At 59.8% G+C, this 16126-nt stretch carries 10 protein-coding genes and 2 pseudogenes; 7 read left to right on the forward strand and 5 right to left on the reverse strand.

Annotated elements, in window-relative coordinates; genetic code table 11:
* Positions 1-13 precede the first annotated feature (13 nt).
* The 3 genes from G442_RS0108515 to G442_RS0108525 form a co-directional block, all read right to left on the reverse strand.
* Entirely contained in the window at positions 14-1156 is a 1143-nt protein-coding gene (locus G442_RS0108515; RefSeq protein WP_026397662.1) for an L-dopachrome tautomerase-related protein, read from the reverse strand.
* A 25-nt stretch (positions 1157-1181) separates the two neighbouring features.
* Positions 1182-2195 carry a zinc-binding alcohol dehydrogenase family protein gene (locus tag G442_RS0108520; protein ID WP_026397663.1) on the reverse strand — a complete coding sequence of 338 codons (1014 nt, stop codon included), beginning with the start codon at positions 2193-2195 and terminating at the stop codon, positions 1182-1184.
* A gap of 109 nt (positions 2196-2304) precedes the next feature.
* Positions 2305-3726, reverse strand: a complete 1422-nt coding sequence (locus G442_RS0108525; protein WP_026397664.1) for a dihydrolipoyl dehydrogenase family protein — start codon at positions 3724-3726, stop codon at positions 2305-2307.
* Between the two features lie 173 nt (positions 3727-3899).
* Between G442_RS0108525 and G442_RS0108530 the strand changes: the two genes are divergently transcribed.
* The gene (locus G442_RS0108530; RefSeq protein ID WP_211229128.1) at positions 3900-4748 is read left to right on the forward strand and encodes a LysR family transcriptional regulator; all 849 of its coding nucleotides are present in this window, start codon (positions 3900-3902) and stop codon (positions 4746-4748) included.
* Positions 4749-4997: 249 nt separating this feature from the next.
* Here the strand turns inward: G442_RS0108530 and G442_RS0108540 are convergent, their stop codons facing one another.
* Both G442_RS0108540 and G442_RS21465 read right to left on the reverse strand, forming a co-directional pair.
* The gene (locus G442_RS0108540) at positions 4998-5408 is read right to left on the reverse strand and encodes a cupin domain-containing protein (RefSeq protein ID WP_026397666.1); all 411 of its coding nucleotides are present in this window, start codon (positions 5406-5408) and stop codon (positions 4998-5000) included.
* Positions 5409-5946: 538 nt separating this feature from the next.
* Positions 5947-6363 (reverse strand): annotated as a pseudogene (locus tag G442_RS21465) (SOS response-associated peptidase family protein); the annotation flags it as partial.
* A gap of 196 nt (positions 6364-6559) precedes the next feature.
* Between G442_RS21465 and G442_RS0108550 the strand changes: the two are divergent.
* The 6 genes and pseudogenes from G442_RS0108550 to G442_RS21470 form a co-directional block, all read left to right on the forward strand.
* Positions 6560-7342 (forward strand): ImuA family protein, encoded by a 783-nt coding sequence (locus G442_RS0108550; RefSeq protein WP_026397667.1) that lies wholly within the window; start codon positions 6560-6562, stop codon positions 7340-7342.
* Positions 7272-8792 (forward strand): DUF6504 family protein, encoded by a 1521-nt coding sequence (locus tag G442_RS0108555; RefSeq protein ID WP_035376342.1) that lies wholly within the window; start codon positions 7272-7274, stop codon positions 8790-8792. The genes G442_RS0108550 and G442_RS0108555 overlap by 71 nt, the downstream gene beginning before the upstream one ends.
* Positions 8789-11968 carry an error-prone DNA polymerase gene (locus G442_RS0108560; RefSeq protein WP_246789369.1) on the forward strand — a complete coding sequence of 1060 codons (3180 nt, stop codon included), beginning with the start codon at positions 8789-8791 and terminating at the stop codon, positions 11966-11968. The genes G442_RS0108555 and G442_RS0108560 overlap by 4 nt, the downstream gene beginning before the upstream one ends.
* A 223-nt stretch (positions 11969-12191) precedes the next feature.
* On the forward strand, positions 12192-13568 hold the full coding sequence (locus tag G442_RS0108565) for an IS1182 family transposase (RefSeq protein ID WP_026397670.1): 1377 nt from the start codon (positions 12192-12194) through the stop codon (positions 13566-13568).
* A gap of 970 nt (positions 13569-14538) precedes the next feature.
* A complete protein-coding gene (locus G442_RS0108570; protein WP_026397671.1) occupies positions 14539-15687 on the forward strand; it encodes a DUF4365 domain-containing protein in 1149 nt (382 codons plus the stop codon).
* 102 nt (positions 15688-15789) lie between these two features.
* Positions 15790-16126, forward strand: a pseudogene (locus G442_RS21470) (transposase); the annotation flags it as partial.

Raw genomic sequence — 16126 nt, forward strand, 5'->3', positions numbered from 1 at the left:
CCCTAACGCTTTTTCAGTGGAGAACTACCGGGCCGGCATCGATTTTGATCCGGAGCAGGGTATATGGCTGGCGGCGCAGATCTTTCCCCTCATGAAAGACAGGCTGCCGATAAAGTTGGTTGGCCGTGAAATATAAATAGCCGTCGGGACCGATCGACAATGTGTCCGGCCAGAGAATACGTGGATCGTGCGCAATCGTGGTCCAGCGCCCATCGACAAATTTTCGGATCGATCCGTGCTCGTAATCCCCCGCATAAATCGCGCCCCGGTCATCCTCGGCCAGACCGTCAGAGGGAGCTTTGGGTCCAAGGTCCCGGACTTCTGCGGCAATCATCTCGTCCGTGGCGTGAGGGTCACGGAGCAGCGCGGTAGGCACCGCATAGAAATGACGGCTCGACAGCGCGCAGTAATACAGGGTCGCTCCATCGGGGGAGAGAGCGATCCCGTCACTGGCGACACGCCAGAGTCCCGGGGCCGCGCCGCGCGGCCGAAGCATGAGCGGTTGACCGTCGATACGCGGCACGAAACCTCGGTCGGGCATGGTTGAAGAATGACCGGACAAACGACGGAGGGAATGGCCGGAGGCAAGATCGACGACGATTAGACCACCCGGTCCCTTGATCGAGCTATCAGTGATATAGGCAACGCCCGACTTTCCCTGACGGAGATCGAAACGGACGTCGTTGAGATAGGTCGTGGGCAGAACGACATCCGGGCCGAGTACAATCGTCTGAACGACTTTGTTAGTTCCCATATCGATCGCCACAAGCTTGGTGCCTCCGGCAACTGGAGAAGAAAATCCGGGCGCTCCGGTGTCGAGAACCCACAGACGATTCGCACCGTCTGCCACCACACTCTGAACACTCAGGAAATGTCCATCAGGTGTGAGTGTATCAGGAATGTTCAGAATTTCGTCTGGATAGGGAACGACATGTCCGTCCTTCAATTCACCGACGGCAAAGCGAGGATGGTCGCCCCATTGAGGGTAATTGAGAAAAATGCGGCCATTCGGCGCCACCGTAACACCTGTCGGCATGGCGCCCGAGAGCGCCGCAACCTGCTCGACCATTGGGTTCATACCAGAATGCGGTGCTGCGGCGGCAGGAATGGACGCTATGCTGACCAGAGAGGTCAGCAACCGCAAAGCGTATTTCATGAGAAATTTCTCCCGTTCCGGGCGCTCAAAATCCGGCCAACACGGTCTTGCCGATTCCGCGCCCACTCTCGACCGCCGCATGCACCGCACGGAGATTGGCCGCATTGATCGGTGAGACCATATCGGTCAACGTGGAACGCAGGAGCCCCTCATCGACAAGACGCGACACTTCCTGCAGAAGCCGGTGTTGTTCAATCATATCGGCCGTCGCAAACATCGGCCGGGTGAACATCAGTTCCCAACTCACGGCAATCGATTTGCGCTTGAGTGCCACGATATCGAAATGCTCAGGATCGTCGATCATCGCGATGTGCCCCTGCGGCGCTACGATCTTGGGGAAAAATGGCAATTGTCGGTCACTGCCTGTCAGCGAGGCGACATACTCCACTTCGGGGATGCCAATCCTGGACAATTCCTCATCAAGGGGTTCGTGATGATCGATCACATGATGCGCGCCCATGTCGCGCACCCATTTGATCGTCTCCGGCCGAGACGCCGTGGCAATGACCGTAAGGCCCGTCAGACGGCGCGCAATCTGAATCAGGATAGAACCCACACCGCCGGCACCGTTGATCACCAGCAGCGATCCACCGCCCGTCTTGCGGCCGTATGGAACGCCGAGACGTGTGAAAAGCAATTCCCATGCGGTGATGGCCGTCAGCGGGAGCGCGGCCGCCTGCGCCCAATCCAGCGATTTGGGCTTGTGTCCGACGATGCGCTCGTCCACCGCATGCAGTTCAGCATTCGTGCCGGGACGTGTGATATCTCCGGCATAGAAAACCTCGTCGCCCACCGCGAAAAGCGTCACCTCAGCGCCGACTGCCTCGACGATCCCAGATGCGTCGTAGCCGAGAATGCGCGTCTGCCCTTCTTCGACCTGGCCGCGCTGACGCACTTTCACGTCTGCCGGGTTCACCGAAACTGCCTTGACCCGCACAATCAGATCATGCGGACCCGGCGAAGGCGTCTCCGCCTCAAAATCCACCAGATTCGTGTGCGCAGCACCGTCCGCCCCGGTGCGAAAACCAACTGCCTTCATCGTCTTGTGCCTCCAGCTTTGAGTGCCTACATACGTATCGTCCATTCGTCTTTGACGAACGACCAATATTTGTTTCTTCGTTCCATTCATATTTGAATGGACATGCATATTACGTCCCGGACGTGCCCGGTGGCTGCTGTCGGGCCTGAGCCATAGCCGACGCGAAGAGCCCGTTGAGTCCTTCACTGTAAGTCGGATGAGCGATCACCAGCTTCTCGACCGCCTGGTAAGGCAAACCATTCGCCATTGCGAGTTGAACGACCGGTAGGAACTCACCCGCACGCGCGCAGAGAGCTGTGAAGCCAAGTATTCGATCGTCCTCGCCGACAAGAAGCTTCAGTTTTCCTGTCGTCTCGCCTGTGCTCCTCGTCCGCAAGATCGCCGCAGCCGGAATCTCGGCAAGACGGTAGGCGATACCATTACGAGCGGCTTCGACTTCGTTGAGACCGACGCGTGCGAGTTCGGGTTCGGTAAACAGGCAGAACGGCACCTGACGGCCCGTCGTAACCCGGCTTTCGCCTGCCAGATTGTCACGGACGATACGAAAATCGTCGAAAGACATATGGGTGAAGGCCGGGGTACCCGCACAATCGCCCAATGCCCAGATGCCGGGTGCCGTTGTCTCGAGCCGGTCGTTGACCTCCACATATCCCGTGCCTGTGAGCGCGACACCTGCAATATCCAGACCGACACCCTTCGTATTCGGGGACTTGCCGAGCGCAACCAGCAGATCGCTTCCGGTGACGGCCAGGTCGTGTCCATTTTTCTTACCGTGGAGCGTCACCCTTGCTCCGGATCGCCCACTGACCGAAGCAATCTCCGCACCGGTAATAATTTCAATGCCCTCATCAACGAGAACCTGCGTGAGGATCGAAGCGATATCCGGGTCCTCACGCGTTAGAAGCCGCTCTGTACGCTCCACAATGGTGACATCGCTGCCCAGACGACGCATGGCCTGAGCCAGCTCGAGCGCAATATACCCGCCGCCGAGGATCACTAGATGGTTCGGAGTGGTTTTGAGATCCAGCAATTCAACATGCGTCATCGGTGCGGCATCCACGAGACCGGGAAGCTCTGGCATTGCCGCGAACGCCCCGAGATCGAGGAAAATATGCTTGGCGGTCACGCGGCGCATCGGCTTCTCGGCTGACGTTACCTCGATGACGCGAGGACCGACGAATCGGCCGCGTCCGAGAATCAGTTCCGCTCCGGTCTTCGCAAAACGCGTCTGATGCATCGCGATCAGGCCATCCACCATCTCACGCTTGCGTGCCTGTATCGCCTGCATCGAAACCGTATACTGGGATACCTGCGAACCGAACGCGACGGCACCAGCAACGGTATGCGCGACTGCGGCACTGTGTAGTATGTTCTTGCTCGGCAGACATGCAATATTCGGACATGATCCTCCGACATATCGTTCTTCGATCACAGCCACTCTCGCTCCATGCTGCGCGAGATGCCATGCCATGAACTTGCCGCCTTCGCCGCTGCCTAGCACAACGGCATCGAATTCCTCGTTATTGTTCATCGTCACCTCCTTTTTCTCATTTTGTTGTCGATAGAAGACCCTGACACAGGAAAAACGTCGACAAATAAGATCGACCGCGTATTATGCGTTTTTGAATAGGTTGCGCCCGGTCAAGAGCAGCAAAAACTGGTTGGCACAGTGTGAGAAAATTAGGTCAACTTGATTGGGAAGACTTGCGTATCTTCCTCGCAATCGCGCGAACGGGTACTCTGACGGCCGCCGCTGAGGCACTCAAGATCAGTCAACCTACCACCGGTCGGCGGCTGCGCACTTTGGAAGAAGCCTGCGGCTTTGTCCTGTTTCAACGAACCTCACACGGATTTTATCTGACCGACGAGGGTAAACTCATACGCCTTCACGCAGAGCGCATGGAGGAAGAGGCCACGTCGCTCGAGCGTCGCCTTCTCGGCGCAGGAGGCACCGTCGAGGGCAAACTACGCCTCTCGGCATCCGAATGGTTCAGCCGATTGGTGCTCACCCCAGCGATTGCGGCGTTCTGCCGCGAGAACCCGAATGTATCGGTTGAGTTATTGATTGAATCGAGGGTGGTGGATCTGGAGCGGCAGGAAGCAGACCTAGTGTTCCGCTTTCCGAAATTTGAGTCACCGGCCATTATTCAGAAGCAGTTTACCGAGGTGACATACGATCTTTTTGCCTCTCAGGACTACATCGATCGGACGGCTGGACTGACCTGCGACAGCACCCTTCATCGTCTCATAGGTATGGATGCGCAGCTTGCGTCTTTGCCGGATGCGATCTGGCTCCGCAACCTCTATCCCAATGCAGCGTATGCATTCTGCAGCAACGGACGCGATCTGCAAGCCGAAGCCTGTTCGGCAGGTGTTGGTCTCGCGGTACTCCCTACCGTGCTTGGAACAACGCTCGGGCTGGTTGCCTTGACGGCAGGGGACGGCCCACCTAGGCGGGTAATAAGATTAGGCTATCATGCCGATCTGAAACGACTGAAGCGGCTAAGAGCGCTTTTGGGCTTCCTCGATACAACTGTACCGCGACAGATGTGACACGAAGGCCCTGGAACTGTCGCTTTACGGTTACAACCGGGCAATGACCTCACCGGCCGCGTACTGACGCTTGCAGGAACGAATGAATTCGAACATGTCGGCATTAAGGGTTGCGGCGTTAACAGTCAGCATACGATGCGAGAAGTCCGGATAGATTTTCACCTGTCCATTCCTACCGCCAGAAAGATGAGGCTCATTGGGAGCTGCAGTTTGGGTGAGCAGCAAATCAGGTGGACAATACCTATAGCTTTACCGGCCCGCGATAAAGGTTTCGGGCGACCCATCTTCCGGGTTTACGAAGATAATGTCGGTTGGGTCCCGGCGCGGTGTGTCGATTGAAAGAAAAATGACTGGGCCTTCGAGAATGTCCGGCAATGCATGTACTGTCCCTTTCTTGAAAAAAATTAGTTGGCCTGGACCAAATTCTCCCTTCGTGTCCTCCGTCTCCATCCAGAATGTTCCGCGGCCAGAAAGAATATATAGATACTCGTCGCTCTTCTCATGATAATGAGGCGGTGTGCCACGGTAGACGCGAAAAACACGTGAACTAGCAGCCTCCTCATCGGTCATATAATGGTCTAGCAGCAGTGTGTCCGCCGATTCAGGAAAACTTGCGGCGATTTTCGTGACGTCAAATTTTCCTGATTTGATTCTGTCCACAGCCTTGTCGCTCCTAATACTGGTCCCAGATTAAACGTCTGAAAACCGCCTTTGATGGATCAACGGTGACATGGCCGCACTTCTATAAGCCAGCACCGAATGAAAATGACCACCATTCAAGAATGAATAGCAGGACGAGTTCTCGAGCCTTATCAGACGGAGTATCCTGTCCCACTCATTGCAATCTGAGTTTTGGCTCGGATGGCAGAATGAAATGAAAGCGCGTCTTCCGATTACGGGAGCGCTCGGCGCTCTGAGCGGAGTTTGTCAGGCAACATAGGGGGAGGCGCCTGCAATCGAAAATCCTGCCGCAAATGTTCACTTATATTGAACGTCAATAACGAGACCGAGGAATACCCCAATCGTCGAGTAACAAGCGGACGCCTTCTCTTTCTTATATGTCACCGTTGCTCGATTTTTTAGGATCCTCTGTTATCCCGGTCATAGTCGGAGCTCCCGCTTACGGGCAGTCGACCCGTCGATTTCTCCATCGCTGCGCATGATACCCGACGCCTCTAGATGTTTAGTGCCGGGGTTTTGACGTCCACCGGCACCACAGATCGGCGAAGAAGGCCAGCGGCTCACCATCGGCCCTGGCGAACCAGACCTGGCGGCTTCCTCCTTCCGGCAGATGTTCGGGCTCGGCGAAGGCGGTCAGCGGGACCAGGCAGCGGTGTTCCACGCCCAGCCAGCGCCGCCACCAGGACGAATCCGTGTGCCGGACGTTGGTAATGCCCCGGTCCACCTTCTTGCCCTTGAGCATGCCAGGCGGCGTCGGCATCCCCCAGCGCGCCATGACCAGTTCCCGGCCACCCTCGGCATTGCGGACAATCGGGGCCATCGTGTTCGGCCACACCTCGGGCAACGGTTGCAGGTTGCCGATGTGGTCGATCATGACCCTGGCGATCGTCCGGATCGCCTCCTGGTTCGTCATTACGGAGTAGAGGTTGCACATCGCTGCCTGCCTTCCGCCGTCGGCCAGAGAAAACGACCGTGAGTCAAAGCCTTGCAGATATCAGAGACATAGCCGGGCCTCAGCCATTCCCGGCACTGTGCCACATCTCCGGAGATCGTGCCTTGACTCTGATCGCATTTAAGGAACAAAGCATGAACTCTTATCACTGACGCCCGCCAGCATCGGACGGATCGAGATGACCACGAAGGGGAGCCCAGCCCAGAAGAAGCCTGCCCTGGAAGCGCTCCAGGCGGCCATTGCCCGGATCGAGGGACACAAGAACCGCAAGCGCGCTGTCCTGCCGTTCGGGGTGAAGGCAATCGATACGAGACTGCCGGGTGGCGGCCTGGCATTGGGTGCGCTCCACGAAGTGGCCGGGGGCGGGAATGACGCCCTGAGCGCGACGGCGGCGGCCCTGTTCGCCGCAGGGATTGCCGCCCGGACCAAGGGCAAGGTGCTGTGGATCGTCACCCGCCAGGACATCTTCGCGCCGGCTCTCGATCAGGCCGGACTGGCCGCCCGCCGGGTCATCCATGTCGAAGCATCCTCGGACAATGACGCCCTGGCCTGCTTCGAGGAAGGTCTGCGTCATGGCGGGCTGGGGTCTGTGGTCGCCGAGGTCGGGCGGCTGACGATGACGGCCTCGCGGCGCTTGCAGATCGCCGCCGAAGGGACCGGAACGATCGGCCTGGCTGTCCGGAGATGGCGCCGCCAGACGGAAGCCGCCGATTTCGGACAGCCGACGGCCAGCACCACACGCTGGCGGGTCTCTGTCCTGCCATCCGCGCCGCTTCCCGTGCCCGGCGTGGAGCGGCCCCGGTGGATGCTGGAATTGCTGCGCGCGCGATCGGGGGAATGCGCGGATTTCGAGGTGGAGGGATGCGATGCCAACGGGAGGATCGAATCGTGTGGTGTCGCTGTATCTGCCGCTCTGGCCGACGGAGCGCATCAGGAAGAAGCTGGGCAACGTCGCGCCTGAGACACCGCTGGCCCTGGCCGGCCGGGAAGGCAGCCGTCGCGTCGTCATGTCCGCCGACCTTGCCGCCCGTAAGATCGGGGTGACGCCCGGCATTCCGGTTGCCAAGGCCCAGGCACTCTATCCCGATCTGACCATCATGGACGCCGACCCCGAGGGCGACCGCGCCGGGCTGGAGGCTCTGGCTCTATGGTTCCAGCGGCGGATCGCGCCGATCGTGGCCGTGGACATATCCGGCGGCCTGCCTGATGGCATCGTAATGGATACGACCGGCACGGATCATCTCCATGGTGGCGAGCCGGCAATGCTGGAAACCGTGGTCCGGCGCCTGGCTGACTCAGGCTTTACCGCCAAGGTCACGATCGCCGGAACCTGGGGTGCCGCTCATGCCCTGGCCAGATATGGGCGCGGCCGGATCGTCATCGTGCCCGACGGCGGCAACCCCGACGCGCTGTCCGGCCTGCCGATCGAGGCATTGCGGCTTCCGGCTGCCGTCATCGAAGGGTTGCGGACGCTGGGTATCTCCCGGATCGGCAAGCTGGCCGCCATGCCGCGCGCGCCGCTGACCTTGCGGTTCGGCCCGGAACTGGAACGCCGTCTGGACCAGGCTTATGGGCGCATCGCCGAACCGATCCTGGCCGTACGTCCGGTCGATCCGGTCTCTGTCGCGCGCAACTTCGCCGAACCCATCGGCGCGGCCGAGACCATTGCCCGCTATATCGGCAAGCTGGTTCCCGTCCTGTGCGAGGGGCTGGATGCGAGGGGTGACGGCATCCGCCTGCTCGATCTCCTGTTGCACCGGGTGGACAGCCAGACCCAGACGATCCGGATCGCCACGGCCCGGCCGGCAAGGGACGCGAAGCATCTGACACGCCTGCTGTGCGAGAAGATCGAGACGATCGATCCGGGCTATGGCATCGAGCGCATGGAACTGGTCGCCGTCCTGGCCGAGCCGATGGAGGTCAGGCAGCGGGTTTCCTCGCTGATCGAAGAGGAAGAGGCCGATATCTCCGGCCTGATCGACACGCTGGCCAATCGCGTCGGCGGGGAATCGCTTTATCGGTTTGCCCCTGTGGAGAGCGACATCCCCGAGCGGTCAGTCTGCCGGGTGCCGGCACTGGCTCCGGATGACGGCACCACCTGGCCGGCCGGATGGCCACGACCGACCCGGCTGCTTCCCCGGCCGGAACCTGTCCAGGCCATGGCCGAACTGCCGGACCAGCCGCCGATCTTCTTTATCTGGCGCGGTATCCGGCATCGCGTGCGCTGCGCCGACGGACCTGAGCGCGTCTTCGGCGAATGGTGGCAGGGCGATGCGGAACTGACGATCGCGCGGGATTATTTCCGGATCGAGGACACGGCCGGCGACCGATTCTGGGTCTTCCGCGAGGGCGACGGCGAGCATGGAGAAACCGGCTCGCAGAGATGGTTCATGCACGGGCTGTTCGCATGACCCGCTATGCCGAGCTTCAGGTCACCAGTTATTTCTCATTCCTGCGCGGGGTGTCTTCGCCTGCCGAACTGTTTGCCCAGGCCAAGCGCCTCGGACTCTGCGCCATCGGGATCACGGATCGCAATACGCTGGCCGGCATCGTCCAGGCCCATATCGCGGCGAAAGATACCGGTATGCGGCTGGTGGTCGGATGCCGGCTCGACCTCGCCGACTTTCCGCCGGTCCTGGTCTATCCGATGGATCGTTCGGCGTACGGCCGGTTATGTCGGCTGCTGTCGATCGGCAAGGCGCGCGCCGGCAAGGGGAAATGCCTGCTGAACTGGGCAGACCTGGCCGAGTGGGGCGACGGGCTGCTGGCCGTGCTGGTGCCGGATGTCGCCGATGATGACTGCGCCCTGCATCTGCGGAAGCTGCGGGATGCCTTCGGAGATCGGGCCTATATGGCCCTGACCCTGCGCCGCCGGCCGAATGATCAGATGCGGCTCTATGAATTGGCGAACCTGGCCCATGCGCGCCGGGTGAAGACCGTCGTCACCAATGACGTGCTGTTCGATATCCATGACCGTCGCATCCTCCAGGATGTCGTCACCTGTGTCCGGCATAATACGACCATCGACCGGGCCGGCTTCGTCCGCGAGCGTCATGCCGATCGCTATCTCAAGCCGCCCCAGGAAATCGTGCGCTTGTTCTCACGATATCCCGAAGCGATCGACCGGAGCATGGAGATTGTCGAGCGCTGTCGGTTCAGCCTCGACGACCTGGCCTATCAATATCCGGACGAAATCACGACGCCGGGCCAGACACCCCAGGAAGCACTGGAAGCCCTGACATGGGAAGGTGCCCGAGCCTTCTATACGGATGGCATCCCCGAGGACGTGGCCGAAATCCTCCGTCATGAACTGGCGCTGATCGGGCGGATGTCATACGCGCCCTACTTCCTGACGGTGAACAGCATCGTCCGCGAGGCGCAACGGCGGGGTATCCTGTGCCAGGGGCGCGGATCGGCGGCCAATAGCGCCGTCTGTTTCGTGCTGGGGATCACGGCGATCGATCCGTCGCGGACGACATTGCTGTTCGAGCGGTTCATCTCCGAAGAGCGGGGCGAGCCGCCGGACATCGACGTGGATTTCGAGCATGCCCGTCGCGAGGAAATCATCCAGTGGATTTATGACCATTACGGTCGCACCCGCGCGGCACTGACCGCCGTGGTCACCCGGTATCGGGCAAAGGGGGCGCTCCGTGATGTGGGCAAGGTGATGGGGCTGCCGGAAGACCTGATCACCCTGTTGAGCAAACAGATATGGGGCTGGTCGCGCGAGGTCGATGCGGAGAAATTCGCCGAGACCGGAATCGACCTGACCGACCGGCGTATCCGCCTGACGCTCGATCTGGCGCGTGCCCTGATCGGCGTGCCGCGTCATCTGTCCCAGCATCCGGGTGGCTTCGTGCTGACCCACGACCGGCTGGACGAACTGGTGCCGATCGAACCGGCGGCGATGTATAACCGTCAGACCATCGAATGGGACAAGGACGATATCGACGCGCTGAAATTCATGAAGGTGGATGTGCTGGCGCTCGGCATGCTGACCTGCATGAAAAAAAGCCTCGATCTGCTGGCCGAGCATAAGGGGCAGGCGCTGACCCTGGCCACCATCCCGGCCGAAGACCCGCGAACCTACGCCATGATCCGCAAGGCAGACACGATCGGCGTGTTCCAGATCGAATCCCGCGCCCAGATGTCGATGCTGCCGCGCCTGAAGCCCCGGACCTATTATGACCTGGTGATCGAGGTCGCCATTGTCAGGCCCGGCCCGATCCAGGGTGATATGGTTCATCCATATCTGCGCCGGCGGGAGGGACTGGAGCATCCGGACTATCCGACGCCGGAACTGGAAGAGGTGCTGAAGCGGACCCTTGGGGTGCCGCTGTTCCAGGAACAGGTGATGCAGGTGGCGATGGTCTGCGCCGGGTTTACGGCGGCCGAGGCGGACGGCCTGCGCCGGGCCATGGCAACCTTCAAGAACACCGGCACGGTATCGAAATTCCAGACCCGCCTGCTCGAAGGCATGAGGGAGAACGGATATCCGGAGGAATTCGCCGAGCGCATCTACCAGCAGCTTGAGGGCTTCGGCTCCTACGGCTTCCCGGAAAGCCATGCCGCGTCGTTCGCCATCCTGGCCTATTCGTCATCGTGGATGAAATGCCGCCATCCGGACGTGTTCCTGGCCTCATTGCTGAACAGCCAGCCGATGGGCTTCTACGCGCCGTCCCAGCTTGTCCGCGACGCCCAGGCTCATGGGGTGGAAGTCCGGCCGATCTGCGTGAACCGGTCCCGGTGGGATGCCACGCTGGAAGGGCCGGAACGGGCGAACGGCCTGTTTGCGGTGCGGCTCGGGATGAACCTGGTGAAGGGACTGGCCAATGAGGATGCCGCGCGGATCGTGGCGGCCCGTGGGAACCGGCCCTTTGCATCGGTCGATGATCTGTGGCGACGATCCGGCGTGAAGGCCGCTGCCCTGACCCATCTGGCCGAGGCCGATGCGTTCCGTCCGGGGTTCGGGCTGGCCCGGCGCGAGGCATTGTGGGCCATCAAGGCGCTACGGGATGAACCGTTGCCCCTGTTCGCGGCTGCGGAGATCGTCCGGGAAGCAGAGGAACCCGATGTCCTGCTTCAGCCCATGCGGGCCGGCGCCGAGGTTGCGCGGGACTATAACCGTGTCGGCCTGACCCTGCGGGACCATCCGGTTGCCTTCCTGCGGGATGATCTGCGCCGGGAAGGCATCCTGTCATGCCGGGACGCAATCGGGTCCAGGGACGGCAAGCGGATGACGGCGGCGGGAATTGTCCTGGTGCGCCAACGGCCGGGCTCATCCAGGGGCGTAGTCTTCATGACGCTGGAGGACGAGACGGCGACGCTGAATGTCATCGTGTGGGCGGACGTGTTCGAGAAGTTCCGGCCGGTGGTCCTGTCCGCCAGCATGGTGGCTGTGAAGGGGCGGCTTCAGAAAGAGGGGGAGGTGATCCATCTGATCGCCCTGGAGATTGCCGACTGGTCGGCGCTGCTGGCGGATGTTAGTAATCGCTCCGCTCAGGGGACAGCGAGGGCTGACAGCTGCTGCCGTGCAAGCGAGCCCGCCGGTGAGCCCATTGTCATGCGGTCACGTGACTTTCATTGAATTGCCTTCGGGGACTGGGAACGGGCAATGAGTGTTTGGATTGTGGGCCTGCTTAGGCGACCAAAAGTTGCATCTATTGGTGGTTGTCACCGATGGATGATCGCTAGTTGCCGCTATGGCCGAGCGGCATGACGGCTTCCGCCTTGATTGTGTTGAAAAACACCGTCTTGCGGTAATTGTTGCCTGCTGATTCAGTATCGCAACAGGTTGGAGGGCGATGCGGATGATGGGCGAGCGGACGGGGATGCAGGAGGCGCTGTTTTACGAGTTCAGTCTCGAGCAGCATGTTCCCGAGCGCCACATGCTCCGGCTGATTGACCGCTTTGTGGATCTGGCGGCAGTTCGCAAACACCTGCAGCCATTCTACAGCGACACTGGGCGGCCTTCGATTGACCCGGAACTTCTGATCCGGATGCTGATCGTTGGCTATTGCATGGGCATCCGCTCCGAACGCCGCTTGTGCGAGGAGGTTCACCTGAACCTCGCCTATCGCTGGTTCTGCCGCCTCGGGTTGGACGGCGCCGTGCCGGATCACTCGACGTTTTCCAAGAACAGGCACGGCCGCTTCCGCGAGAGTGATTTGCTGCGGCAGGTCTTTGAAACCACCGTTCGGCGCTGCATCGCCGAGAAATTGGTAGGCGGCGAGAGTTTCGGTGTCGACGCCAGCCTGATCCGCGCTGATGTCGACCGTCAGCGGGCCGTGCCCGGTGAGGAGGGCCTGCCGCCTGATGCTGCTGGCCGTGCGGTACGGGAATACCTGGAAACGCTGGACGATGCCGCGTTCGGTGCCTCGACGCCCGTCGTGCCGAAAAAGCTGGCACCGACCGACCCGGCCGCACGCTTCACGGCCGCCACGCCGGAGCGTGCCTTCTTCGCTTACAGCACGAATTACCTGATCGACCTGGATCATGCGGTCATCATGGACGTTGAGGCCACGACCGCGGTGCGGCAGGCCGAGATCACGGCGCAACGCCGCATGATCGAGCGGGTGCAGGACCGGTTCGACCTTTGGCCAGCACGTCTGGCAGCCGACACTGCCTATGGCGACGCCCCGAACCTGGCCTGGCTGGTCGATGAGCGCGGCATTGAGCCACATATCCCGGTGTTCGATAAATCAGCCCGCAGCGACGGAACGTTCGCCCGATCGGATTTCAGGTTCGACCACGCGCACGACCTTTACATCTGCCCGGCCGGCAAGGAACTGCGGCCGTCGCAGCGTCATTCCGAGGCGCCGCGTGGACAGGTCGATCAGGACGGGTTCATCCGCTACCGCGCCAGCAAGCACGATTGTGACGTCTGCGACTTCCGACAGCGCTGCACGCCGAATACACCGGCCCGCAAGATCATGCGCTCGGTCCATGAAGGCGCACGGGACCTGGCGCGCGACCTCGCGTTGACCGATACCTATGCCACAGCACGGCGACAGCGAAAGAAGGTCGAGATGCTGTTCGCCCACCTCAAACGGATCCTGAAACTGGGTCGCCTGCGATTACGTGGTCCAAACGGCGCTCATGACGAGTTCCTCCTCGCCGCCACCGCCCAGAACCTCCGCAAGATGGCCAAGCTCGTCCCACCTCGGGTGGCGATGGCCGCCGGATGAGATGAAGGACCTCGTCAAGCTGGCTTCAGGGCCATCCTCACCGCAAACTGCGGCGAGGGTTTTTCAACACAATCGCCTTCATGTCGGCCGTTTGTACTGCCGAGGCTTTTCCCGCATAACGGACATGATTATGCAAAGCTATTTAGCTTGGCTGAAACTAGCCCTTTCTGTGTAATTGCAGAATAGAGGCGTTCAAATCGACAAACATGCCCACTCTTCTTGTAGACATGCAAAGTTGCTCATCCAGAAATGGAACCTGGCGTTTATGGTGCTTTATACGATAGGATTTATATATAATTGATGAAAAAACAAAGTTGGAGCGACACCGTTGGTGGCCAAAGCGTGTTTCTGTATGGTAGCCTGACGAAAAAGGTAGCGTACACCGGCTCCTTCCAAACGAAAAGGTAAAGCGAGCTCGACCAAAATCGTTCAGTGTTATTGACAACGGACATTTCATCAAGTTCAGGTCGCCTAAGTCATGACCCAAGTCCTGCAAGACCGCTTGCAGTTCGCTCGCGCTGATGTCGGGCTTCTCCGCCGACAGATGATGGATCAGGTCATGCTGTTCCTTGATGCGACCCGAACGTCTATCTGCGCCCAGAGGGCCGGGCGTGACCTCGCCCTTCTCCCATTCAAGCTTACGCCAGCGCCTCCCGAAACCGCAGCCCGAACACGGACGCAAAGATCCACGGACAGAGCTTTCCACATGACCGCCTGCCTCCCGTCCGGCCATCATGATGAATCACAAATTTGTCCGCCTGGGTACCCCCGAAGATCCACTCTGGCCGAATTCCGCTTTCAAGAGCCGTCTCGTTAGGAATGAACCCATTGTACCTACTCCCCTCGCGCCGATTTGGTTGCACAAAGTCAGCAACACGGCATAGCGTGTTCCGTCCTTGTGATCTTCTACGACATGGAGCCCAATGTGCTGCGTCGTTAGATCAAGGAGGCTGGAACACATACACCGAAGATGGCAACGCGGACGTTCGGCGCTTACAATGAGCGGGCGTCCAGCCCCGAATGGCCGTTAGAGCGAGAAACAAGGAACAAGGAACAAGTGTCCAGCGAATACCCCGTCCGTGCCGACACGCACATCTCCGAGTCAAAATCCCTCGCGCTGCTACGGCAGTCCCTGCCGAGCCATTGGATAATACGCGAGGTAGGCGAACGCGACTATGGCTTGGACATATACGTGGAAATTGTAGGAGTTGATAAGCGCCTGCGTGGCGACCTTGTCGCCATCCAGCTCAAAAGCCAGGCCAAAGTGGAATTCTCCAAGTCGTCGACCAGAAAGTATACAACGCTCTATACGATCAAGCGCGCCACGCTTAACTACTGGTTGGGTATGCCAGTACCAGTGTTCGTCTGCCTAGTATGTCTGTCCACAGAGCGCTGCTATTGGGTGAATATCAAGCGGCGATACCGTGAGGGCGCCTATTCCAGAACAACGCGTACCCAATTAAAACAGAAACAAGCTGCGGCGCCTAATCCGGCTATTCGAATCGAAATGGTCGACAACTTCAGTCTATCCCACCTAAATCGCTTCCTGAGGTCTTATGAGATTGAGCGAAAGTGGCCGGAGATCGAGGTAGCTATCGAAAGGGGCCTGACGAGTTACACTTCGCTTGGCCCGTTGGTGCTTATGTGTAAGCGCAACCACCCGAAACAGCATTGCTCGACCACGCTGCAATACCTCATTAACAGCCATTGGGAGACTTTTCGGACTCTTTCCATGTATCTGGAGGGCGGGTCACCAACCGACCTTTCACATTGGTATGAGGAGAACGCTCGCTATGCCAAAGCGGAGAGGCTTACAGAGTCCTATAACTTCTACTTCCATACCGTGTGGGCCATGTTCAACGAGATGCTGAATGGCTACCGAGACTGTCTTATTACGGCGTACGATATGGTAACTACGACCCACAAGGAATACTTTGACCAGCGCTTCCCCTTATTGCGTACACATTTGGAAAGTCGGCCTTTGACTTTCCTTGCGGACGATTGGTATCCTCGTTATTTCTTTGACGAGTACGAGAACGAAACCAAGCATCCAGAAAAACTCTTCTTCGAAGACTTCACGGAGTACGACAGAGTTCTGAACGACCTACTCCGCAGTTAAGTCTCGCGTTCCTAGCACTACGTTGGCAGAAAACATTGGGAAGGGATTCCCTTGACGCCCGATCGCTGATTCATAGGAGACCGGCTATGATGAGGGCTGGCGATGGACGGGGATTGGCGAGCGGATCTGGACGCATGGCTTGAGCCGTTTATGGCGGGGTTTGGCATAAGGCGCAGCGCAGCATGTGCCCGGCCTATATTGCTGGGCTGATCGGTCCGGGCGATCGCAAGAGCATCCAGCCGATCGCGGCCCGGACGGGCGAGGTTCCGTATGATCGGCTGCATCACTTCGTCAGTGCCGGCGTGTGGGATAGCGCGCCGCTCGAGGCGGCCCTGTGGGACCATGCCGATCGCCTGGTGGGTGGCCCACGATCGTGGCTGATCGTCGACGACACCGCCTTGCCCAAGAAGGGCACGCATTCGGTCGGCGTTGCTCCGCA

The sequence above is a fragment of the Acetobacter nitrogenifigens DSM 23921 = NBRC 105050 genome, assembly GCF_000429165.1.
GTDB classification, from domain to species: domain Bacteria; phylum Pseudomonadota; class Alphaproteobacteria; order Acetobacterales; family Acetobacteraceae; genus Acetobacter; species Acetobacter nitrogenifigens.